This is a genomic window from Rhizobium grahamii (assembly GCF_009498215.1).
Taxonomy (GTDB): domain Bacteria; phylum Pseudomonadota; class Alphaproteobacteria; order Rhizobiales; family Rhizobiaceae; genus Rhizobium; species Rhizobium grahamii_A.
Map to the genome: position 1 here is coordinate 965,129 of NZ_CP043499.1, position 22,910 is coordinate 988,038.

Sequence of the window (22,910 nt, forward strand, 5' to 3'; positions counted from 1 at the left end):
CCCCGATCTCCTCTATCGCCTGGGGCAGAGCTTATTCTTCGTCAGCGTGACACGATCATGACATAGCTCAATGGGTGCACCACCCAACGATCTCAAACAGTTCGCTCGAACCGAAGTATCCCGGCCACCTTGGGGCCGGCACCGGTATCCGAAGGATGGGAGACACCGTCCGAGACCGGAACCTCCGCAAAATCGAAGGGACTGATACCCTCGATGCAAGCGACGTTGACACCGAACTGGCTCGTGTTCGAGCGGCGCTGGTGATGAGTATAGATCCCGCATGTCTTGCAGAAATAGTGCTTAGCGGTGCCCGTATGAAACTGATAAAGCGTCAGATTATCTTCGCCTTCAACAAACTCGATGTCAGACAGGTCTGCCGAAGCGGCAATCGCGCCCCGCATCCGGCAGTAGGAGCACGTACAGCGGCGGATGGTGTTGAATTCGTCCGCCAGCCGAACGCGGAACCTTACGGTGCCGCAGTGGCAAGCCGCGTCATGCTGCTGTCTTTGATCAATCATTACCGCCTCGCTCGTTTTGGCAATCAATAGCGAAGCCGACGGCTCTCTACAATGCGGCGATAACTCGCGTGGCAATTCCCAATTCGCCGTTCGATTTGCCACGAATTGAATGTCACAATCCTGTTCGAATTGACGACTAGATCGGCGAAAAATCGAGAACGAGGATCAGCAGATGGCAGAAGAGAAGCCCCTGGATTTCGCAGGCGAGATCGTCGACTTCGACGCCGGGCACGGAGAAGCCGCTACCGTCGAGATGGACGACTATACGAGGAGCCTTGCGCAGGCCAAGGCAAAGTCGGTCAAGCTCGTCGACGCGATCACGGGCGCCGCGCTGAAGAAGAAGGACGCCATCCACTTCGACGACATGCGCCCATCGCTCGCGGATTTCATGCGGCAGAAACACCCCGGCCTGCGTTCCGACGACTACATCAGCCGCAAGGTGGTCGATGACTATCGCGGCCAGTACATTGCCGAGCTTCTGCGCGACGAACGTGGCGAACTCTCGAATCTGGAAGACGAAGTCGTCGAAAGCTTGAGGAGCCACGACACGCTCGCAGAAAACATCGAAGAGGACTACGAGGAACACCGTTCGATCGGCGACCGCGTCGCCGATGTCGTCGCAACCTTCGGCGGCAGCTGGACCTTCATCATCTCCTTCTGCCTGTTCCTCGCCGTCTGGATGGGGATCAACCTGGTGCTTGGCGAGAAGGAAGCATTCGACGTCTACCCGTTCATCCTTCTGAACCTTATCCTGTCAACCATCGCCGCTCTTCAGGCGCCGATCATCATGATGAGCCAGCGACGCCAGGAATCGAAGGATCGGTTGCGGGCGCTCAACGACTACAAGGTCAACCTCAAGGCCGAACTGGAAATCCGCCACCTGCATGAAAAGGTCGATCATCTATTGAACCGGCAGTGGGAACGGCTGACCGAGATCCAGCAGATCCAGATAGAGATGATGCTCGAACAGGCTAAAGCCGCCAATCGCGCCCTGAAGATGAGCAAGGCGCAGAAGACCAAGACCAACGCGCTGAAGAACCTGTTCGGTACTCCCAAATCGGATGAGACCGACGAATAGGGTGGACAAAGCAAAATGCCAGGCCGCTGTTACTCAACAGGGCCTGGCATTAGATTATGCGCAGAAGGGGCTGCAGCTCGCTCAAATAGTCTGACGACGAGCCAGACCGAGCGCGTGGTAAAGAACGATCGCTCCGATGGTCGCCGTGCCGATCCCATCGAGCGTGAAGCCGGCGACATCGAGCTTGAAGTTGCCAGCACCCAGCACCAGCGCGACGCCAACGGTGATGAGATTGCGCGGCTCGGCGAAATCCACCTTGTTTTCGACCCAGATGCGGCCTGCGGTGGCGGCAATCAGGCCGAAGACGACGATCGACAGGCCGCCGAGAACCGGTCCCGGAATGGTCTGGATCAACGCACCGAACTTCGGCGAGAAACCGAGAAGAATTGCGACGCAGGCAGCCACTAGGAAGACAAGCGTGGAAAAGATCCGCGTGACCGCCATGACACCCATATTCTCCGCGTATGTGGTCATCCCGGTGCCGCCGAAGAAGCCGGAGACCATCGTTGCCAGACCATCACCGATGAAGGCCCGGCCGAGATAGGGATCGAGATTACGACCGGTCATCGCGCCGATCGCCTTGATGTGTCCGAGGTTCTCGGCAACGAGGATGACAACGACAGGCGCGATCAGGGTGATCGCGGATGCCGAAAACACCGGCGAGGTGAAGTGTGGCAAGCCGAACCAGCTGGCCGCGGCAACGCCCGAAAAATCAACCGGCGTGCCGAGACCGAAACCGTTGGCGAGTACCAGGTAGGCGACATAGGCGATCGCCCCGCCGAGAAGAATAGGCAGTCGACGCGTCATACCCGGCGCATAGACGGCGATCAGGCCGACCGCGGCAACCGTCAGCAGTGCCACCCAACGCGATAGCTGGCTGCCATCCGGGCTCGCGGCCCCCGTGCCCGAGGCACTGGAAATCGCGATCGGTGCAAGCACGAGGCCGATCGCGGCCACGATCGCGCCGGTCAACACCGGCGGCATCAGCCGCTCGATCCAGCGGTGACCGGCGAGCATGGTGATGACGCCGATCAGCGTGTAGAGCGCGCCGGCGGCGATGATGCCGCCGAGCGCCAAGGCGATGTTCGGATTGGGAGCGCCGGCCGAAGCGGCTGTTGCGACCAGAACCGGTCCGATGAAGGCGAAGGACGAGCCGAGGTAGCTCGGCACGCGACCGCCAACAGCGATGAAGAAGATCAGCGTCGAAATGCCGGAAAACAGGATCGAGACATTAGGATCGAATCCCATGATCATCGGGGCAAGCACGGTCGAACCGAACATCGCCACGACATGCTGGAAGCCAAGCACGACCGTCTGCGCAGCCGGCAACCGCTCGTCGGGCAGAATGCGCCCTTCCGTCTTCAGCCGCCAACGCGGAAAATACCCACCCGTCTCGCTCATCGCTCGTCCCGTTTCTTTTGATTTCACCACAAAACCTTCGGGGTTTCCGATCGGTCGGTGGAATAAACTGAGTTGTTATCGCCCGGATACTTGCTCGACGGCGACCGCCGGCCCTCGTACGGGTACCAACGCCGTCGATACTGCGAACCATTGCTGCTGTCATGGGCATCAGACGGCTTTCCACAACACTCCCAAGTAATTCCGGGCTTTGTCTTGCCGAGACTGGCAATCCGACCAATCTGCTCGGCGTATCTCCGTTGGTGTCCATGCCGGCGCCACGCCGCCGTTCACAAGAATTCGATGTGACTGCGAAAGCAATGTCGGAATAAGTAGAACTCATCCGCCACATGAAAAAGGACCGCGTCCATGCTTGCCCCCAAAGCCTTTCTCGCCCTTTTGTCGATCTTCGCCTTTGCCCTGGCCGGCGCAGCATCGGCGCAGATGCCGCCTCAGCAGCCCGCTTCCAAGAGCTTCAAGGTCGGTTCACTCGACGTCGTCGCACTCCATGACGCCCAGTTCGTCAGGCCGAACGACAACAAGATATTCGGCGTCGGCCACACGCCGGAGGAAGTCGCCGATCTGCTCAAGGCAGCGGGCGCCCCGACGGATACAGTAACGCTCAGCGTCGACGCGCTGCTGGTCAAGGAGCCGAAGAAGCTGATCCTCATTGACACAGGCGTGGGTGGCGCGCTCCAGCAGTCTCTATCTCAGGCCGGCTACAAGCCTGAAGACGTGACCGACATCCTGATCACGCATTCACACCCCGACCACATGGGCGGTCTCGTCAAGGACGGCAAGCTGGCCTTCCCCAAGGCCACCATTCGCATGTCCGCGGCGGAATGGGCATTTGCCAAGAAGAACGATCAGCTCGCAAGCATCGTCAAGGTGATCGATGGCCATGTGAAGACGTTCAAGCCGGGCGCCAAGGTTGCCTCCGGCATAACCTCGGTCGGATTGAAGGGCCATACGCCAGGTCACGTCGGCTATCAGATCGTATCAGGCAAGGAAAAGCTGTTCGACATCGGCGATACCGTACACAGCTCGATCATTTCGCTCGCCAAGCCCGAATGGCCCGTTGGCTTCGACAGTGACGCGAGCGGCGGGGAAAAGAACCGGATCGAGACATTGAAGAAGCTTGCGCAGACCAACGAGCTCATCTTCGCGCCGCATTTTCCGTTTCCGGGTGTCGGCCACATCCAGGCCGACGGCGATCATTTCAAGTGGGAGCCGACCCTGAGTTCCGGACAGTAAACAACACCGACGCGGCGCACCTCCTGCTGCCGCGTCGTCTTTCTGGAAGCGACTGTTCACACCAATACTGAACCGTTCGATCTCGTGGAATTCCTCGTACGCAATGGGAACGGCACAGTCGACGCCCAGCGGGCAAGAAAGCACCCTGACCATGCCTAAGGATCGGCTGTGCGACATTGGCAAGACGCCATTTCTCCGCTGGAGCTCGATTTGATTGTAGGATTGACAAGAGCCCGTTCGTCCTAGGCACATTCGTAGTGTTCAAGCCAAAGGAGAAGACCATGCCAGGCACAGTTCGACTTCACCGCGTTTTGACGACCAGCCCCGACAAGATCTATCGCGCCTTTCTGGAGGCGGATGCGCTGGCCAAATGGCTTCCGCCGAACGGCTTTGCCTGCACTGTGCATCATCTGGAGGCGGCGGTCGGCGGGACCCACAGGATTTCCTTCCGAAACTTTACGACCGGTCACAGCCATGCATTCGGCGGCAGCTATCTCGAGCTCGTTCCCGGCCAGAAACTTCGCTACACCGACAAGTTCGACGATCCCAACTTGCCCGGCGAAATGGAGGTTACCGTTACGCTCAAGAAAGTCTCGGTCGGGACGGAACTTGAAATCGTCCAGGCCGGCATCCCCGACGTGATCCCGCCAGAGGCATGCTATCTCGGCTGGCAGGAGTCGCTGCGCAACCTGGCGCGCCTTGTCGAACCGGAGATCAATCAATAGACCGCATGCGGTCGCGCGTACGAGCGCCCTCTCAGTCCCACCTTCCCAATATTGCGGCATGCATGGAATGCTTGCCGCAAGTCCGCATAGAGGCGGAACTGGAAACCTAGATCCGAGTTGTTCGCCAACGTGTTTTCTCGCAGGCGGTGTTGATGAAGATAGCCACCTACAACATCAACGGTATCAACGGCAGGCTTCCCGTTTTGCTGCGATGGCTCGGCGAAGCCTCACCCGACATCGTCTGCCTGCAGGAGCTGAAGGCTCCCGATGAAAAGTTTCCGGCCAAGGCGCTTGAAACTGCCGGTTACGGCGCGGTCTGGCATGGTCAGCGCTCCTGGAACGGCGTCGCAATTCTGGCCAAGGGAGCAACGCCCGTTCTCACCAGGCGGGGGCTTCCCGGCGATCCTGATGATACGCATAGCAGATACATCGAGGCGGCGATCGAAGGCATCCTGGTGGGTTGCCTTTACCTGCCAAACGGCAATCCGTGGCCCGGACCGAAATTCGAATACAAGCTCCGCTGGTTTCGTCGGCTCAACGCATACGCCAGCGAACTCCTCGACCTTAGCGTGCCCATCGTCCTTGCCGGCGACTACAATGTCATGCCGAAGGATATCGATGTCTACGATCCGAAACGATGGCGCGACGATGCACTTTTTCGCATTGAGGTCCGCAAGGCATATAGGGGGCTGGTCGACCAGGGTTGGACCGACGCTCTCAGAACCCTCAATGGCAACAAACGCATCTACACATTCTGGAAGTATTTTCGAAATGCGTTCGCCCGCGATGCTGGTCTGCGGATTGATCACTTCCTGCTCAGCCCGGCCGTCGCAGAGCGCCTGAAGGCAGCGGGCGTCGATAGGGATGTACGCGCGCGGGAACACACCAGCGATCATGCTCCCGTATGGATTGAGATTGGCGACGTTTCCTAACGCCATCCGGCATGATGTTGCTTGCGGCGATATGAATGCTGAGGCGAGATCTGACTCTCTCATCGACCAGTGAAATGCTCTTCGAGAGCAAGCAGACCCGCGAAGATGACGATCGAGAGGAGCCACCCGAGAACCACATCGGATGTGTAGTGAGCACCGACTGCGACCCGGAGGAATGCGGTTGAAAGCGATACAAGGATGACTGGCGGTGCGACCCAGGCGCGGTAGCGGGGCGGAAGCAATATGAGCACACAGATCAGCCAGCCTGCTCCGGAGGCCTCACCCGAGACGAAGGAGCAATTGGCCTGGCATGCGCCGTGGAAAGATCCCGCCGGCATGAACCGGTTGCCGCCGCCGAACAGGTCGGTTCCGCTCGGCCGCGGCCTGCCCGAATGACCCTTCAAGACGAGGTTGGTGATCAGGCCCGTGCCAAGCGCCAGGCTTGCAAGCGACAGCCACAGGCGACGGATTGGAAGCCGATCGCGAAACCGGTGCGAGACGCGCGCCGCGATCAGGCATCCCGCAATGATCGCGACGGCGACAAAAGGTAGTGCATAAAGGAACCAGCGAAGCGCCGTGATCGATGGCACCTGGTTGAGGGCAAAGTAGCCGCAGGGCTTCGCGGCCGTGGTGCCAAGACACAGTGGGCCGCTGAAGAAGTATGCGGATATGCGGACGTCGATCATCGGCCACGTATGGAAGATCGACAGCAGCAGCGCCCATAGCGAGGTGAGGATGAAAAATCGGTCGGCATAAATCCGCTGGTTGGAAACCGCGTGTAACGTGGTCATTTCGAAACTTTCAAATCAAATTGGCTCGGGCCTTATTCCGCCCTTCCCTGACAGAGGCCTGAACGGCCATCGGGAAGAAGCCTGGGCGTGGTGACCGTCTGGCCGGGTCGCGAGAGTCGTCGTTTCGATTGATGAGCGATCGACTGGCAACGATGACGCACCGGAAGCGGTTTGCTTCCAGTGTCCACAGGGTGTCGGAGCCATTCAGGTAGCTGTCAGGTTCATCAGCGATGCGGTTTGAACTGGCTCGGTCTGAAAGACTCGCCCGAGCAACCCATCAGGCCAGCATCAAGAGATACCAACAGGCAATGAAGCAAGCTTTCTGGAAATTCCGCCCGAGCGTCGGCAGCTTTACGATATGTGCAATTACAACGGCATATCTTCTGCTGATCGCGAACCAAACCTTCTGGGCGCGGGCAGCGGACTACTTTCGGAACGACCGCTTCGCCCTCATCCTCTTCATAACGGGCATATCCGCAGGGGCGCTCGCTCTCCTGACGCTGGTTTCCGCCAAGTATGTGACGAAGGCGTTCCTGATCTTCTTCGTTCTGACAGCCTCTGCGGCGTCATGGTTCACCGATCAGTTCGGCGTGATCGTCGATCGTGAGATGATCCGGAACATGATGGATTCCAATGCCGCGGAAACCGGCCATCTCATTACGCTTCGGTTCGTGATCCATCTTCTCCTGACGGGTGTCCTTCCCGTCGTCCTGATCCTGTGGGTGCGCATCGTTCACCGCCCGATCCTGTCGAAGCTTCTCCACAACAGCGCGATCATCGTGGCCTGTCTGCTCGTTCTGGCGGGCTCCGCGATCAGCGACTACAAGACCATCGCCGGCGTCGGACGCGCGCACCCCGATATCATGGAGCCGTTGACACCCTTCTTTCCGATGACGAGCGCGGTTCGCTACGGTCTTGACGTCATGAAGGGACCGCGTGGCGCGCCGAAGCCTCTCGGCACGGATGCCCGCAGAATTGCCGGCAACAAGCCCAGGGTTACGGTCATCGTCGCTGGCGAAACCGCTCGTGCAGAAGACTTCTCGCTGGGCGGCTACAAGCTCGACACCAATCCGGAACTGAAAAAACGGGACGTCGTCTACTACCCGAACACGACGAGCTGCGGAACGTCGACTGCGGTCTCGATCCCCTGCATGTTCTCCAACTACACCAGGCAGAGCTATTCGCATGACAAGGCGCTTTCCACGGAAAACCTGCTCGATGTCCTGAAGCACGCCAACGTATCGGTATCCTGGCTGGACAACGACACTGGCAGCTACAACGTGACAGACAGGGTGGCATATGACTTCCTGCCGCCGTCGGCCGATCCACGCTTCTGCAGCGGGGGCGAATGCCATGATGAAATCCTGCTCGACCGGATGGACCAGTGGCTCAACAATATCCACGGCGACAGCGTGCTGGTACTTCATCAGCTCGGCAGCCATGGGCCCGCATACTTCGCTCGTTATCCGGACGCATTCCGCCGCTTCGTCCCGGACTGCCGCGCCGAGGACTTCGGCAAGTGCTCGGAAGAAGAGATCCGCAATGCCTACGACAACACGGTCCTCTACACGGACTTCGTGGTTTCGCAGGTTATCGACAAGCTGAAGGCGCGGGAAATGTCGGTCGCGGCATCCGTCATCTACGTCTCGGATCACGGCGAATCTCTCGGTGAGAATGGCCTTTACCTGCACGGTGCGCCCTATCTTGTGGCACCGTCCCAGCAGACACACGTTCCGTTCCTTGCGTGGATTGCTCCCGATGTTCAGAAGGCGAACGGCTTCGACGTCAGTTGCATGAGCAAGAACGCGTCCACACCAGTCTCCCACGACAATTTCTTCCATAGTGTGCTGGGATTGATGGACGTTTCCACGACCGCATACGACCGATCGCTGGACATATTCGCTGCCTGCCGGACGCCCGGCGCCGTTGCTGAAAATTCCACAATGAAAACTGCCGTGATTAAATGACTTCGCTCCGCCGTTGCCGGCGGAGCCGTTCTGTCCTCACCAAATGACAGGGCTCCTCTTAAGCCGGGCGGGCCGGACAAAACCGGCCCGATGTATAGCCTCGAAGCGCGGCCTTGGCGACAGACGCCGCGCTCCGACGCTCACGCTCTCATGCGGTACGGCAAGATCGTTCCTGCCTCAGTTGCCAGCATGCGCGGCGATCGCCTCCTCAAGGTCTGTCAGCTCTTCGCAGCCGGCCGGGCAAAGCTGCTCGAGCGAGGCAAGCTGCAACTTCGCCTTCGCTGTATCGCCTGTCTGCAGATAGAGTTCGCCGAGGTACTCGTGAGCCGCCTTGTGATCCGGCTGCAACTGGAGCGCCTTGTTGTAGTAGGCGAGCGAGGTGTCGTACTGGCCCGTCATGCGCAACGTGTAACCCAGCAGATTGTAGACATCCGCCTGCTGGTTATCCTCGGCAAGGCCGCGCAGCTCATCAAGAGCAGCCGCATAGTCCTTTGCGGCGATCTTGGCGCGCACCGACGTCAGATCCGGCCCGTTGCCGGTTGCCATATCGTCGATGGCAAACGCCGGAATGGCTGTCAGCGTCGAGATCGCTGAGCCCGCCGCAGATACCGAGCAAAAGCCTATCGCAGCGAGAACGACGTAGTTTGTAAATGATCTTTTCATGGCGATATCTCCTCAGGCCTGAATGGTTGGCGTGAACGCGTAGGCATTTCCGTCCTTGACGAAGCTGCCCGATCCGGGGAACGGAAAATGCGAACCGCAGATGGCGATCTTGTCGGCGATGACGCGATCGATCAGCTTGCGTCGGCTGGTTATCGCAAGCGGCCCGTCCTGATCGTAGCTGCCCTGCCACTCCGGGTGGGGAGCGAGCAGCGCCGGGACGTACATGATGTCAGCCGAAACCAGCAGTTGGCTGTTTCCGGAGCTGACGAGATAGGCCGAATGACCGGGAGTATGCCCGGGCGCCGAAACCAGCTCGATCCCGGGCGCCACCTCCGCGCCGCCCTCCACGAGTTTCCAGTTCTTCCAGGTCGGGAAAACGGCCGCTATACGCTTGCCGGCGGGTTTGCGCCCTTCAGGAAGCGTCTCGACGCGCGACGGATCGGTCCACCATTTATATTCGGTGGAATGCACGACAAGCTCGGCATTGCCGAAAACCGGCGCGTTTGAACCCTTTTCCATCAACCCCCAGACATGATCCGGGTGGAAATGCGAGATCATCACCGTATCGATCTTCTTATAATCGATGCCGGCGGCGGCCATGTTGGCGGGAAGATGGGTTGCGTTGGTCTGCCATTGACCGACGCCGGAGCCGGCATCCATCATGATCAGCCTGCCGCCCACGTTGAGCACGACAACTGTCAGCGGGATCGGCATGAAGTCGGTCGGGAGATTGGCGTTCGCGAGCGCTGTCTTGGTCTCCTCGACCGAGGCATTCTTGATGAATGCCGGATCGTGCGGCTTGCGCCAGATGCCGTCATAGATGGCGGTGACTTCGATGTCGCCGACCTTGTAGCGGTAGAAGCCGGTCATTGGCTCGTCGGGAGAAGCGGCAAAGGCCGGCGCCAGTATTTCTAGTTTGGATGCCAGGCCGAATGCGACTGCAGCGGCAGCCGATCCGAGCACGGCGCGGCGTGACATATCAAACATGGTAGTGCCTCCTCAAAGCGTTGCGGGGTCGATCTGACGAGGTGCAGCAGCATGCCGTCCTCGCTGAGAAACTAGACCGCATCGGGTAGGAGGTTATTCCGTCGGCCCGAGACATTTCATGCAATCCATTGAAAATACGCGGATATTTCAAACGCACCTCATTGCGGTCGAAAAATCTGCGGTCTCCGGGAATAAAACCGGACCGCCGACGATCTTCATAGGGATAGGCCGTGTTGCGCACGCACCGACCGGAGGATTAAAATCGGCTGGGGCTGCCGGCCGTTGAGGATGTGATGACTGACGTCAGTATCGCCTACCCCATACTGCTCGACGATTATCGGCTGGTCACTGCCGCACGACGCTGGAGCCGGCGCTCCTCGGCATTCGCCAAGATTTTTGCCCGGGCAGTGACCGTCATTATCGGCCTCATGGAAGAAACAAGAGGCCAAGCCCGGCCCGAGGTGCTCGCGGCCCCCGCTCAGCGCCTCTCGGCCGATCTCGCACTGCGGTTTCAACAGACGATCCTGCCGCATATGGATGCCTGCTACAATTTTGCACGGTTCCTCAGCCGCGATGCGGATGCGGCGCAGGACATTCTGCAAGACGCGTTTCTGCGGGCCTATCGCAACTTCGCGACTTATCGCGGTGGCGACTCTCGCGCATGGATCTTTGCGATCGTGAGAAACTGTTACCTCGCATCGCAGCAGAAAGGGCGACGCCGTGCGCGCTTCGAAACGCCGTTGGACGAAGGCGGCGCGGATTCCGAAGAGACCTTGCCGCATGAGATCGCATCGCAGGAGGACACGGGAAGTTGCCATGATCCGCGAGAACGAGTCCTACAGAGTTCGTCGCGTCATCAACATGCTGCCGGATGCCATGCGCGAGATTCTGGTGCTACGCGAACTGGACGAACTGTCTTATCGGCAGATCGCCGAGGTCATTGATATTCCGATCGGCACCGTGATGTCACGCATAGCCCGCGCGCGCCACGAATTCGCCGAGGCGTGGACCGCTCTAGGAGATGGAGAGGTGCCAGCGTGAACGACGACCGGAATCCTGGTTGCGGCGAATGGGGGCCGGTGTTGCATGCCTTCATCGATGGCGAACTCGATCTTATGCAGGCCGCCAAGTTTGACACACATCTGGCGGGGTGTCCGGATTGCCGAGAGGAGATCGAAAGGGTGCGTGGTGTACGACGACTGATAGGCCGAGATGGAGTACGCTTTCCACTTCCGGACGAGGTGCGCTCTCAGGTTCTGTCTGCTCTGTCGCAAGAAGTGCGGATGCCGCGTTCGACACCTCGCGCAGAGACCCAGCCCGTGAGCACGTGGGGCCGCGCCTTCCGCTTCATACGAGACTGGAGCCTCGTGCCATCGCTCGCCGCGCTGGCCGCAAGCGCCGTGCTATTCTTGAACACGCCTGCACCCGATCTTGGAATCGAGGATCAGCTGCTTGCGAGCCATGTGCATTCGATGTTGGCCGATCATCTTACCGATGTGCAGACCTCCAATCAGCATACGGTGAAGCCCTGGTTCAACGGCCGCATTGATTTCTCTCCGCCCGTCAATGACCTTTCCAAAGACGGTTTCCCGCTGGTCGGTGGCCGCGCGGACTATATCGGCGGCAGGGTCGTCGCGGCGCTGATCTACCGGCACAACGGACACGTCATCAACCTGTTCATCTGGCCCCAGGCGGCGGGAGGCCAGGCAGACAGCGAGCATGACGGTTACAATATGGCCAGATGGTCGGCCGATGGGCTTGTGTTCTGGGCAGTATCCGACGTCAGCGCCGCCGACCTCGCGAGATTTCGGACAAGCTTCATGCGGCCGCCCGCGAACTAGAAGTCGGCACGGAATACAGCCAGACGGCGCCGAGGCGGCGTGCTCAGATCATCGGAGGAGGCTACGGCCCGGACGTTGGGCACAAGACCGTAGCCTCCTCTGCTCCCTTGCGAAGGAGATAGAAAGCGCGAAGTATCATCACTACATCGAACGCTTCCCATGTTGACAGTTAGGTCGCGGAGAGCCCGCGGGTAGTCGGACCGAAGTCTGATCCCGCCATATCACGGCAAGCGGTATGGCTCGGCCACAAGTGCCCTAAGCGAACCGGACCGCGCTTCTTGCACGTGCTTTTGCCGCGACTTCCTCGCGATCACGTGGCGGCTGCGATGTTTCCATAGATCCGAGCAGATCGCGGGCGCACGCCGCGATCGAGCTTACCGCGTGCTCGAATGCAATCTCGTTGCGCTTCGAAGGTTTCGTCGTTCCGCTCAGCTTGCGCACGAACTGCAGCGCCGCGTCGCGAATTTCCTCATCCGTTGCCGGTGGATCGAAGTTGAACAAGGGCTTTATATTTCGGCACATGGCTTTGCTCCCGTTGGTGCAGAGGGCTCAACATAGAAAACTAGCCGCGCGACTGCCGATGGCAACCGGGAAACAGAGAACGCTACTATAGCCAGACGTATTGCCCCCGCGGTTCAGCGCTGGACGATGACCCTGGTTCCCGGCTGAACCAGCTCGTAAAGCTCCTCGACATCCTGCCGATACATCCGAAAGCACCCGCTCGACGCATTGGTGCCAATGGAGGAAGGATCGTTCGTCCCGTGTATGCGCAGCAGCCCGTCGGCGAGATAGATGGCTCGGGTTCCAAGCGGGTTCGACGGACCCGGACCGACGACGGCCGGGAGTCTCGGATTTTTCTGGCGCATGCTGGCTGTCGGTCGCCATTCCGGGTGCTGTCGCTTCGACACGACCCGCGTCGATCCGTACCACTGCTTGCCCGCACGACCGACGGCGATCGGGTAGACATACTGCTCACCCCTTGATGTCGTATAGACGAGCGTGTGTTCGCGCGTGGCTATAACGATGGTGCCCGCAGTGCCGCGCATCGACGGCGCCCGTCGCTCCCTGTAGGGCTCGCGGTAACGCGGCGGAGGCTCATATTCGGGCGGTGGCGGATAGGCGCCGTACGGGTCATCATAACCGTAGCCACCATACTCGTCATATCCGTCATATGGCCCATAAATCTGGGCTTGGGCCTGAAATACCGTCAGCAAGAGCGCCGCGGCAAGGAGAACCAGCAATCTCATCTTCGCCATCCGCTTGTCATACAAGCTTGATTGGGCCGAACTCTGTGGCGGCACTATGACCGTAAACGTGGCTTCCTCAGTTCCGTTGCTCTTGCATAGTCACGCGGACCGAACGGCACCGCGGGAAGATGCGCTCATGCAACGCCGCAAGCTCCCCTGCGCCGAGTGCCTGATCCGCACCCCGTGACGATCAACCCGCCTGCGCCCGCTTCTGTAGAAATACGTAAGTGGAACTCCCAATGTGCGGGGTTGCTTCATGCCCCTATCCTGCATTCGACTGGGAGACTGCTCGCGTCAACCGCGCCAGCCTTGCGAGGCTAGCAGGCCGCTGACCGGGCGAAATCAGCAGGGGGTGGTGTGGTGCACAAAATATTCGCCTATCTGACGATTGCCTCGTTTTTCTCGACGACCGCCTTCGCCGATCCCGCCGTTCTGACCGCGAACGTCAATCTCAGAACGGGACCGGGCACCGGCTTCGAGGCGATGCGCGTGCTTCCTCAGGGGGAAGAGGTCGACATCAAGGAGTGCGACGACGGTGCCGCCTGGTGCGCTGTCAGCTATTCCGGCGCCAATGGTTTCGTGGCAGGCAAATACCTCAATCAGTCGGAAGCGAGCGCGCCCGCCTGGCCCAGGATCTTCACCACCGAGACAGGCGCAACAATCACCCTCTTCCAGCCGCAGATCACCAGTTGGACCGATTTTACCCTTCTCGAGGCTCTCATTGCCACCGAACTGAAACCCTCTGCCGACGCTAAGCCGATTTACGGCATCATCGGGGTTTCTGCCAAGACAGTGGCCGATGACGAAAACGAGAATGTCACGCTGACTGAGGTCAAGGCGACGCGGGTGGAGTTCTCGTCGCTGGATCGCAAGCAATTGTCGGATCTGTCGCTTGAGGTCGGAAAGCTCATGCCGACCGATCCCATCGTCGTTTCGGAGGACCGGCTGACGGCAAGTCTGGCGGATTACAAGCGCCTTGCTGATGTAACCGACATCAAGGCGGATCCGCCGCCGATTTTCACCAGCGAAACACCCGCGATCCTCGTCCAAACCAATGGCAAGGCAGTGTCCGCCCCGGTGAAAGGCGTGCCGGGTCTTTCCTTTGTCGCCAACACCAACTGGGATGTTTTGAAGGTCGACGCCGCCGGCACGTACTATCTTCGGGATGACAAGAGCTGGCTGACCTCGAACGCGTTGGAGAGCGGTTGGACCGAAGCCAGCGCCCTGCCGGATGTTATCTCCAGCTTGCCTGCGGACGAAAACTGGAAAGACGCAAAGACGGCACTTCCGGCGGTGCCCTTCGCGGACAAGACCGTGCCGACAGTGTTCTACGCCGAAAAGCCCGCCGAACTCCTGCTCTTCGATGGCAAGCCGGCTCTCGAGCCGGTGCCGGGAACAGGCCTTGAATGGGTGTCGAATACCACAAGCGCCGTCTTTTACCAGAAAGCGAGCAAGACTTGGTACACGCTCCTCTCGGGAAGATGGTTCTCGTCAGCATCGCTGAACGGGCCCTGGACCTTCGCCACCGCCAACCTGCCGGAGGATTTTCAGCGCGTGCCCGACGATGCGCCATATGCGGCGGTGCGCGCTTCCATTCCCGGCACCTCGGAGAGCGCCGAGGCGCGCCTGAGGGCGAGCATTCCGAAGATGGCGCGCGTCACGACCGACGGATCGGTCAAGGTGGAGGTCAGCTACAGCGGCGAGCCGAAATTCGAACCGATCGAGGGCACCTCGATGTTCTATGCCGTCAACGCAAGCGAACAGGTGATCAAGGTCGCCGACAAATACTTTGTGCTCAAGGACGGCATCTGGTTTGTCGGTGACACGCCGACCGGGCCATTTGCCGTCGCCCGCTCCGTCGCGGACGAGATCTATACGATCCCGCCGTCATCACCGGTCTACAACGCCACCTATGTCCGCGTGTACGAGACAGAGGACGATGCGGTCTGGTATGGCTATACGCTCGGCTACCTCGGCGCCTATCTGGCCTGGGATACGCTGGTGTGGGGTTCGGGCTGGTACTATCCACCCTATTGGGACTACGACAACCCTGATCTGCCCTATTATCCGCCGCCGATAACCTACGGCGTCGGTGCCTTCTACAATCCTGCTTATGGCGCCTTCGGCCGCTATGGCTACGCCTACGGACCGAACCGCGGCCTGGTTGTCGGCGCTGCGTATAATCCGACGACAGGCACCCATATCCGCGGCGGCGCGTTGGCCGGCCCCAACGGCGAGAGAGGCTTTATTGCCGCGTACAATCCGCGCACGGGCAATGCCGTCGTCGCCCGCGGGGGCCAGAATGTCTATGGCTCGTGGGGTAGCGTCTCCGTCAAGCACGGCGGCGAATTCGCCCGCATCAGCGGCGGATCGACCGGAAGCGCCGGCGGATTGCGCTGGCGCAACAGCGAAGGCGACAAGGGATTCATCGTCGGAAGCAAGGGCGGAGATGTCTATGCCGGGCGTGACGGCAATGTCTATCGACGCCAGGACGGGGAGTGGCAAAAGCATTCCCCAGACGGCTGGCAGCCTGTCGGGCCGGAACGCCCTGACCGCGGCAACATCAATCGGGCCGGCCAGCGCCCAACGGCAGACAGACCTCAGGCATCCAGGCCGAAAACCGCGCAACGTCCGGCCGCACCACGCCGCAATCCGCAGCGGTCGCTCGACAGCATTCCCTCTCATCTCAACTTCGACATGAGCGGGCGCCAGTTCGGCAATCGCAACGAACTCAACCGCGCCTATGGCCGGGGTCCCCAGTCAGGCGGCAATTTCCATAATTTCAACCGCGGCGGCGGTTTCCAGGGCGGCGCAAGCCGCGGCGGCGGTGGTGGTGGTGGTCGCAGCTTCCAGGGGGCGGCGGACGAGGCGGTGGCAGTATCCATGGAGGCGGTGGTGGCCGTGGCGGCGGTGGCGGTGGTGGGCGAGCCATGCCCCGTGGTGGCGGAGGAGGTCGCGGCCGATGAACCGCGACCCTGCCCCTCATACAGCAGGCGCTCTCCAACAATGGCGCAGACAGGTCCGGCCACACGCGTAGGAGACAAGGATGGACACCCCTCCGATCATCGTTAACTACGCCGAGGTGATCCAAACATCGCTCGCGCCGGTATTCCTGTTGGCGGGCACAGCCGCGCTCGTCGGAATCTACTGCACCCGTCTCGGAAGGGTATCCGACCGGTTGAACGAGGTGATCGATACCGATCTCCCGAGAGCCGACCGGCAACGGCAGCTCATCTATCTCCGCCGTCGTACGCTGGTTCTGGAAATCGCCGTCATACTCGGCGTCGTAGCCGGCATCTGCACGTGCGGGGCAATCCTCAATCTCCTCTCAGGCGCACTGGCCATTCGGCTGCAGCCTCAGAACATCTTCTGGTTCTTTGGTGGCGCAATCATATCGTTGATGCTGTCGCTCGTTGCCTTTCTGTTCGAACTGCTCGCGGCCGGACGCAGCATTCTGATACAGATCCAAAAGGATCGGGATTTGATCAGTTGATCGCCGTCCTCGGCTGGACCCGGCGTTTGGCGAACCCGAGTTGACAAACGCCCAGCAGCTCATAGTCTGCGTGCATATCTTCAGGATCGCAACCGCCTCCGGGATGAGGATCAGGCCTATGGCAAAGTGCATGACGCGACTGCTACTGGTCAAACTTGCCCTTTGCCTCTCCGCCTTCGCGGCGGGTGCCGCAACGCTCGATACGATCGCTCAGCGGAACAGCCTGCGGATCGGTTACATCGCCGACGAGGCCCCCTTCTCGTCGGTCAAAGCCGGCGCCGATCCAGAGGGATACGCCATCGAACTCTGCGGCAAGATCGCCGATGAGATCGAGCATCAGTTTCCGGATTTGAAGCGCGAATACGTTCAGATGACCCTCGCCAACGGCTTCGATGCGGTGAAGGATGGAAACGTCGATCTTCTCTGCGGTGCGACAACGGTCAATCTGAAGCGACGGGAAATCGTCGATTTCTCGCAGCCGATCTTCCTCACGGGGGCGACTGCGCTGCTCCGCAAGGATTCGGCCGACTACCTGCAGACGATGTTCCTGGACAAGCCCGCCGTCCGTGCTGTCAGCCAACGTATCGCATCGGCGCATGCAATCGGCGCACGCGCCAGCACGACGACGGGGATCGCCCTGCGGGAGGCATTGGAAACGACGCCAGCTTCAAAGACGAAGCTCGCCGATTTCGAAACTCATGAGGAGGGGTTAGCGGCATTGGAGGATCACAAGATCGACGCCTATATCGCTGATCGGGCCCTTCTCATAAGCCTCGTCAAGCGAGCGCGCGATCCCTCCTCCCTCGAGATCGGCGACCGGTTGTTTACCCACGAACCCTACGCGATTGCGCTCCGCCGCGATGATGCCGATTTCCGGCTGCTCGCCGATCGTGCTTTGACGAATTTCTATTTGTCGGACGATTTTCTGCCGCTTCTGGAGCATTACTTCGGAGCCGAAGCGCCGATGCTTCACACGCAGGTCATCATGGAACACGTGCCCTATTGAGAATGAAGGTGCCCGGCCGACTAGGCTCGTTGCGCCTGCGTCTTTCTCTTCCCGAGATTGACGAAGAGAGCAATGAGGACAGTGCCGAGGATGAATACAAACGCAGCCGCCGCGATCGCCGGGCTGATATTCTCCCTGATGGTCGAGAACATCTGACGCGCCAGCGTGCGCTGATTTGGTCCCGCGACAAACAATGTCAGCACCACCTCATCCAACGACGTTGCGAAGGCAAACACCGCCCCCGAGATGATCCCTGGCATCGCCAAAGGAAGCGTAACCGTTCGAAGAACGACGTGAGGTGCCGCCCCCATGCTCGCGGCCGCATGCTCAAGGCGACGATCGATACCCTGGAGAGAGGCAGTCACGTTGACCACCACGAAGGGAACGGCGAGAACCGTATGAGCAATGATGACACCGAGGTAGGTATTGGCGAGCCCGTACTGAGCAAACATCAGCTGCATCCCGACGCCAAGCACGACGGCCGGCACGACCATCGGCAGCAGGAAAACCGTGCGGATGAAGCCGAACAATAGCGAGACCTTTTTTCCGCGAAGACCGAGCGAGCCGATTGTGCCGAGCACAGTGGCCAGCAGGGTCGTCCCGGCGCCGATGATCAGGCTGTTGAAAATCGACCGGCGCCAAGCATCCGCCGTGAACAGCTCATTAAACCAGCGCAGCGAAAAGCTGGGGATCGGATAGTTGAGAAAAACGCTGTTGGTGAATGCCAGCGGCAGGATCGCGATCAATGGCGCCATCAGGAAGAAGACGACCAGGGCTCCAAATAAGATCTTTGCGAGTGTCAGCGGCTTCATGCCCGGGCATCCTCAGATGAGAGCCGCAGATAGACAACGTACAGCAAAATGGTTGCAAGAAGCAGCACTAGGCCGAGAGCACCAGCCATCCCCCAGTTCGCGGCACCCGTTGCGTAGTAGGCGATCACCGAACTGATCATCTGGTCCTTGGCGCCGCCGATCAGCGCCGGGGTGATGTAGTAGCCGAGTGCGCTCATGAAGACGAGCAAAGAACCCGAGACCACGCCACGCAGCGATAGCGGCAGCAGCACGCGGCTGAAAGCACGGATGGGATTTGCTCCTAGCGAAGCTGCCGCGGGCATCAGGTTTTTCGGAATACCGATCAGAACGCTGAATATAGGCAGAACCATGAACGGCAGGAGAACATGCGTCATCGCAATAACGACCCCTACCCTGTTGAATATCAATGGAATGGGACTGCTGGTTAAACCAATCGCTTGCAACGATGCATTGATCAGGCCGTTGTCCTGCAGAAGAATGAACCAGGCTGCGGTACGCACGAGAAGAGATGTCCACAGAGGAAGCAACACCGCACCCAAAAGAAGCTGCCGTACCCAACCGGTGACCGAGGCTGCGACCATCGCAAAAGGCAGACCGAGCAATATGCAGCAGATGGTGACGGTTGCCGCAGTCGTCAGCGTGCGTATCAGCGTGTCGCGGTTCGCGGACGTGCCCTCAGGCGCATTGGCGATCGATCCGCTGGCATCACGTGTGAGATCAACGGCCGCGAGCAGGTTTCTATCCGTTATCGGCGAACTCGCGGCATCTTGAATGGCAATCCAGAAAGCCGGATCGCTCCACCGGCTATCAATTGCAGAAAGATCACTGACGCTCTCGTCCGCAGTTACTGCCGATCTGGTTTTGGTCATCAGCGTCCGAAAACCCGACTTGGCGCTGTTCAGCCGCCGAACGAGGTCTCCGAAAAGCTCATCATCCCGGATGCCCCTGATGTCAGCGGCAAACGCCTTCTGCGCATCTGCCGGCGGCGCGCTTGCCCGGTCCCATCCCTTCAAGGCGGACGCGACCGTCGGCAGGGCGCGCGACGCAACGGGATCTGACACGGCAGACTTCATCATGGTCGCAAGCGGTGCGACGAAGAAAAGCACGAGGAAAAGTGCCAGCGGCGCTACCAGCAGGAACGATCTAGCCTGTTTCCAGATCCAGCTGTCCCTCATGATACCATCCAGCAATGATCAGGAGAGAAGGACGCCACGACTTCGTCCCCGATGTTGAGGGGCGAGGATTTGCGGTGCGCCTTGATCATCAGATCTTTTCCCTGGCTCTGGACCCGCACCTGCAGATGGTCGCCATGGTAGACAATGTCCGCGACGGTGGCCTTCAGGCGGTTGCCACCGGTTGCTTCCGAGTTGATGTCGATCCGTTCAGGCCGAATCGAAACCTTCACCTCGTCTCCGACCGTTGCTGGCAGTGGCGCGTTGACCTCGATGCTCGCGCCGCTCGCAAGCAAAACGCCAAGGACACCTTCCCTTGCGCTCTGAACCTTGCCGGTAAGAAGGTTGGTCTCGCCGATGAACTCCGCGACAAACTGTGTTCGCGGGCTGTCATAGATTTGTCCAGGCGTGCCGATCTGCTCGATCTTGCCGTGGTTGAAGATCGCGATCCGGTCCGACATGGTCAGCGCTTCCGTCTGATCGTGCGTCACAAAAACGATCGTCAGCCCGAGCCGCCGGTGGATGTCGCGGATGTCGAGCTGCATCTGCTCGCGCAGTTTCTTGTCGAGAGCACCAAGCGGCTCGTCCATCAACACGACCTCGGGCTCGAAGACCAGCGCACGCGCGAGCGCCACACGCTGTTGCTGGCCGCCAGACAACTGGATCGGCTTGCGACCCTGGAAGGCACCGAGTTGCACCATGTCGAGCGCTTTTTTGACGCGCTCGACGATTTGCGAGCGGGAAACGCCTCTCATCTTCAGTGGAAACGCGACATTCTCGGCAACAGTCATATGGGGAAAGAGCGCGTAGTTCTGAAACACCACGCCCATATTGCGCTTGTAAGGCGGGAGGCCGTCGACCCTTTTGGCGTCGACGGAGATCTCTCCGCTTGTCGGCTTCTCGAAGCCTGCCAGCATCATCAGCAGCGTTGTCTTGCCGGATCCCGAAGGCCCGAGCATGCTGACGAATTCGCCTTTACCTATCGAAAGGTCGAGATCGTCGACCACCGTTATGGGTCCAAACGACTTGCTGACTTTGTCAAATTGAATAAAGGCGTCGGTCATCAATGCCCACTCTCTCCCATTCGCGCCGCCCGGTCAGAGCAGCCCGAGAAGGGGCCTCTTTCGAGGCCCCGAACCACAAGATTATTGACCAAGCCAAGCGTTGAAACGCTGGGTCAGCTCTTCAGAATTATCCGTCCAGAAGTCAACATCCAGAGGGATTGCGCCCTTCAGGTTCTCCTCCGAGGTCGGAGATTCCTTCTGGTACTTCTCAGGCACCAGCTTGGCCGCGCCAAGATTTGGCAGGCCGTAGGCAATGTATTCAGGAAGCTTAGCCTGGTTTTCTGCCTTGCTGGCATAGGCGATGAAGTCCATGCCCGCATCCTTGTTCGGGGCGTCCTTCAGGATGACCCAGCTGTCGATAGCATAGACGCTTCCCGGGAACACGAAGCCGAAATGCTTGCCTTCAGAACGGTTGATGCCGGTGATGCGACCGTTATAGGCAGCCGTCATGACGACCTGACCGGAAGACAGAAGCTGCAGCGGCTGCGCGCCGGCATCCCACCAGACGATGTCGCTCTTCAGTTCATCGAGCTTCTTGAAGGCGCGGTCGACGCCGCCTTCGGCACTGAGGACCTTGTAGACCTGATCGGCCGGAACGCCGTCGGCCATCAGGGCGAATTCGAGCGCATACTTCGGACCCTTGCGAAGACCACGCTTGCCCGGAAACTTCTTGGTATCCCAGAAGTCGGCCCAGCTCTGCGGCGCTTCTTTCAGCTTCTCGGCGTCATAGGAAAGACCCGTGGACCAGACGATGTTGCCGACGCCGCAATCGCTGACGGCGGCCGGAAGGAAGGCTTCCTTGCCGCCCATCTTCTGCCAGTCGATCTTTTCGTAGATGCCATCGGCGCATCCAAGAGCCAGTTCCTCGGATTCGACCTCGACGACATCCCAGGTGGGCGTGCCCGCCTTGACCTTGGCCTGAAGAACGCCGTAGCCACCTTCCCAGCTCTCATCGAGGACAGGCTTGCTGGATTCTTTCGCGTAGGTCTCAAAGAAAATCTTGCGCTGCGCATCTTGGAAGTTGCCGCCCCAGGACACAACTGTCAGGTCGCGAGCCTGTGCAGCGAGAACGCCGCATGCCAATACCGTAGTCGCAATAAGTGATACTCGAAGGAGTTTCATCGAACGTTCCCCTTTTTGGAATTGAACATGGATTAGGAAACCACGTTTTAATCGTTTTGGAAGGCGGCCAGAGCGGTGTGGTGACTATTCTCACCGCCGGTTAGGGGCGTAGATGTGCTCAATAGGTGGGTGGTGTAATCGCACTCAGGATTTCACTCTCGCCGTCGTGGACATTTCGAAATCGGTGCGGCAGGCGGCTGTCGAAATAGTAGCCGTCACCTGGCCCGAGAACTTTCTGCTGTCCGCCGACAGTGATCTCCACCGCCCCCGACAAGACCATTCCAGCCTCCTGCGCAGCATGGGTGAAAGCTTCGCCCGAGTCCGCGCCGACGGCATATCGTTCGTGCAGCATCAGGAGTTGGCGATTTGGATGATCGAGGCCAATGACGCGGTACGAGATGGTGTCGACCTTTCCGATCTCCACCAGATCCTGCGCGGTATAGAAAGGCGTATAGGGCAGACTCGACTGCAGATCAGAAAAGAAGCCCGGCAGCGTCGTCCCCAATGCATCGAGGACAGCGCCCAGCGTGTCGATGGATGGGCTCATCCGGTCGCGCTCGATCAGCGAGATCGTCGAATGAGATATTCCCGACCGCGCGGCCAGCTCACGAACGCCAAGGTCACGGCGACGCCTGAGTTCCCTGAGCTTACTTCCAATCTTCGGCATGAAGGCCCCTGTTCAAAGTCAAACACTCGCGCAACATCGCATCGTCCGATGCGATCGCCTACCGGCAGTTAGTAGCCGCCTCAGGGACTGGTGAAAATACTGAACAGCTGTCCAGTGGGTAATTGTCGGACTGTCTGGAGTGCGTGATGCTTTATCCAGCACGCACACAGGAG

The 22,910-nt window shown here is 59.6% G+C and carries 22 protein-coding genes and 1 pseudogene; 11 read left to right on the plus strand and 12 right to left on the minus strand.

Annotated features, from left to right (window positions below):
• Positions 1 to 92 precede the first annotated feature (92 nt).
• Positions 93 to 518: a GFA family protein gene (locus FZ934_RS23385; protein WP_153273235.1), complete on the minus strand. Its 426-nt coding sequence runs from the start codon at positions 516 to 518 to the stop codon at positions 93 to 95.
• A gap of 172 nt (positions 519 to 690) precedes the next feature.
• On the opposite strand from FZ934_RS23385, the gene FZ934_RS23390 reads away from it, so the two are divergent.
• Positions 691 to 1,596: a DUF1003 domain-containing protein gene (locus tag FZ934_RS23390; RefSeq protein ID WP_153273236.1), complete on the plus strand. Its 906-nt coding sequence runs from the start codon at positions 691 to 693 to the stop codon at positions 1,594 to 1,596.
• Positions 1,597 to 1,677: 81 nt separating this feature from the next.
• Here the strand turns inward: FZ934_RS23390 and FZ934_RS23395 are convergent, their stop codons facing one another.
• Entirely contained in the window at positions 1,678 to 2,997 is a 1,320-nt protein-coding gene (locus tag FZ934_RS23395; protein ID WP_153273237.1) for a solute carrier family 23 protein, read from the minus strand.
• 366 nt (positions 2,998 to 3,363) lie between these two features.
• Between FZ934_RS23395 and FZ934_RS23400 the strand changes: the two genes are divergently transcribed.
• The 3 genes from FZ934_RS23400 (at position 3,364) to xth (ending at position 5,905) form a co-directional block, all read left to right on the plus strand.
• On the plus strand, positions 3,364 to 4,248 hold the full coding sequence (locus FZ934_RS23400; protein WP_153273238.1) for an MBL fold metallo-hydrolase: 885 nt from the start codon (positions 3,364 to 3,366) through the stop codon (positions 4,246 to 4,248).
• Between the two features lie 281 nt (positions 4,249 to 4,529).
• Entirely contained in the window at positions 4,530 to 4,973 is a 444-nt protein-coding gene (locus FZ934_RS23405) for an SRPBCC family protein (protein ID WP_153273239.1), read from the plus strand.
• A gap of 152 nt (positions 4,974 to 5,125) precedes the next feature.
• Positions 5,126 to 5,905 (plus strand): exodeoxyribonuclease III, encoded by a 780-nt coding sequence (xth, locus tag FZ934_RS23410; RefSeq protein WP_153273240.1) that lies wholly within the window; start codon positions 5,126 to 5,128, stop codon positions 5,903 to 5,905.
• 59 nt (positions 5,906 to 5,964) lie between these two features.
• Here the strand turns inward: xth and FZ934_RS23415 are convergent, their stop codons facing one another.
• Positions 5,965 to 6,696, minus strand: a complete 732-nt coding sequence (locus FZ934_RS23415; RefSeq protein WP_153273241.1) for a phosphatase PAP2 family protein — start codon at positions 6,694 to 6,696, stop codon at positions 5,965 to 5,967.
• Positions 6,697 to 7,004: 308 nt separating this feature from the next.
• Here FZ934_RS23415 and FZ934_RS23420 point away from each other — a divergent pair, with 308 nt between their 5' ends.
• Positions 7,005 to 8,663, plus strand: a complete 1,659-nt coding sequence (locus FZ934_RS23420) for a phosphoethanolamine transferase (RefSeq protein ID WP_194273881.1) — start codon at positions 7,005 to 7,007, stop codon at positions 8,661 to 8,663.
• 177 nt (positions 8,664 to 8,840) lie between these two features.
• Here FZ934_RS23420 and FZ934_RS23425 read toward each other — a convergent pair whose 3' ends face one another.
• Both FZ934_RS23425 and FZ934_RS23430 read right to left on the minus strand, forming a co-directional pair.
• Positions 8,841 to 9,326, minus strand: coding sequence for a tetratricopeptide repeat protein (locus tag FZ934_RS23425; RefSeq protein ID WP_153273243.1), 486 nt, complete (start codon positions 9,324 to 9,326; stop codon positions 8,841 to 8,843).
• 12 nt (positions 9,327 to 9,338) lie between these two features.
• The gene (locus FZ934_RS23430; RefSeq protein ID WP_153273244.1) at positions 9,339 to 10,313 is read right to left on the minus strand and encodes an MBL fold metallo-hydrolase; all 975 of its coding nucleotides are present in this window, start codon (positions 10,311 to 10,313) and stop codon (positions 9,339 to 9,341) included.
• Between the two features lie 533 nt (positions 10,314 to 10,846).
• On the opposite strand from FZ934_RS23430, the pseudogene FZ934_RS28725 reads away from it, so the two are divergent.
• The 3 genes and pseudogenes from FZ934_RS28725 to FZ934_RS23440 all read left to right on the plus strand — a co-directional run.
• A pseudogene (locus tag FZ934_RS28725) lies at positions 10,847 to 10,948 on the plus strand (sigma factor); the annotation flags it as partial.
• Positions 10,949 to 11,129: 181 nt separating this feature from the next.
• Positions 11,130 to 11,354 (plus strand): sigma factor-like helix-turn-helix DNA-binding protein, encoded by a 225-nt coding sequence (locus FZ934_RS28730; protein ID WP_432443658.1) that lies wholly within the window; start codon positions 11,130 to 11,132, stop codon positions 11,352 to 11,354.
• Positions 11,351 to 12,154: an anti-sigma factor family protein gene (locus tag FZ934_RS23440; RefSeq protein WP_153273245.1), complete on the plus strand. Its 804-nt coding sequence runs from the start codon at positions 11,351 to 11,353 to the stop codon at positions 12,152 to 12,154. The genes FZ934_RS28730 and FZ934_RS23440 overlap by 4 nt, the downstream gene beginning before the upstream one ends.
• A 255-nt stretch (positions 12,155 to 12,409) precedes the next feature.
• On the opposite strand, the gene FZ934_RS23445 is transcribed toward FZ934_RS23440, so the two are convergent.
• Positions 12,410 to 12,676 carry a DUF2277 domain-containing protein gene (locus tag FZ934_RS23445; protein ID WP_153273246.1) on the minus strand — a complete coding sequence of 89 codons (267 nt, stop codon included), beginning with the start codon at positions 12,674 to 12,676 and terminating at the stop codon, positions 12,410 to 12,412.
• Between the two features lie 113 nt (positions 12,677 to 12,789).
• Entirely contained in the window at positions 12,790 to 13,401 is a 612-nt protein-coding gene (locus FZ934_RS23450) for a L,D-transpeptidase (protein WP_153273247.1), read from the minus strand.
• Positions 13,402 to 13,761: 360 nt separating this feature from the next.
• Between FZ934_RS23450 and FZ934_RS23455 the strand changes: the two genes are divergently transcribed.
• The 3 genes from FZ934_RS23455 (at position 13,762) to FZ934_RS23465 (ending at position 17,900) form a co-directional block, all read left to right on the plus strand.
• Positions 13,762 to 16,473 carry an SH3 domain-containing protein gene (locus tag FZ934_RS23455; protein ID WP_194273882.1) on the plus strand — a complete coding sequence of 904 codons (2,712 nt, stop codon included), beginning with the start codon at positions 13,762 to 13,764 and terminating at the stop codon, positions 16,471 to 16,473.
• Positions 16,448 to 16,894 (plus strand): DUF2721 domain-containing protein, encoded by a 447-nt coding sequence (locus tag FZ934_RS23460; protein WP_153273248.1) that lies wholly within the window; start codon positions 16,448 to 16,450, stop codon positions 16,892 to 16,894. The genes FZ934_RS23455 and FZ934_RS23460 overlap by 26 nt, the downstream gene beginning before the upstream one ends.
• Before the next feature lie 130 nt (positions 16,895 to 17,024).
• Positions 17,025 to 17,900: an amino acid ABC transporter substrate-binding protein gene (locus FZ934_RS23465; protein WP_246737918.1), complete on the plus strand. Its 876-nt coding sequence runs from the start codon at positions 17,025 to 17,027 to the stop codon at positions 17,898 to 17,900.
• Between the two features lie 20 nt (positions 17,901 to 17,920).
• Here the strand turns inward: FZ934_RS23465 and FZ934_RS23470 are convergent, their stop codons facing one another.
• From FZ934_RS23470 to FZ934_RS23490, 5 genes are all read right to left on the minus strand, one after another.
• Positions 17,921 to 18,712, minus strand: coding sequence for an ABC transporter permease (locus FZ934_RS23470; protein WP_153273250.1), 792 nt, complete (start codon positions 18,710 to 18,712; stop codon positions 17,921 to 17,923).
• Positions 18,709 to 19,887, minus strand: coding sequence for an ABC transporter permease (locus FZ934_RS23475; protein ID WP_194273817.1), 1,179 nt, complete (start codon positions 19,885 to 19,887; stop codon positions 18,709 to 18,711). The genes FZ934_RS23470 and FZ934_RS23475 overlap by 4 nt, the downstream gene beginning before the upstream one ends.
• A complete protein-coding gene (locus FZ934_RS23480) occupies positions 19,884 to 20,948 on the minus strand; it encodes an ABC transporter ATP-binding protein (RefSeq protein ID WP_153273251.1) in 1,065 nt (354 codons plus the stop codon). The genes FZ934_RS23475 and FZ934_RS23480 overlap by 4 nt, the downstream gene beginning before the upstream one ends.
• 81 nt (positions 20,949 to 21,029) lie before the next feature.
• Positions 21,030 to 22,070 (minus strand): ABC transporter substrate-binding protein, encoded by a 1,041-nt coding sequence (locus FZ934_RS23485; RefSeq protein WP_153273252.1) that lies wholly within the window; start codon positions 22,068 to 22,070, stop codon positions 21,030 to 21,032.
• Between the two features lie 118 nt (positions 22,071 to 22,188).
• On the minus strand, positions 22,189 to 22,737 hold the full coding sequence (locus FZ934_RS23490; protein ID WP_113359470.1) for a cupin domain-containing protein: 549 nt from the start codon (positions 22,735 to 22,737) through the stop codon (positions 22,189 to 22,191).
• Positions 22,738 to 22,910: the final 173 nt, after the last annotated feature.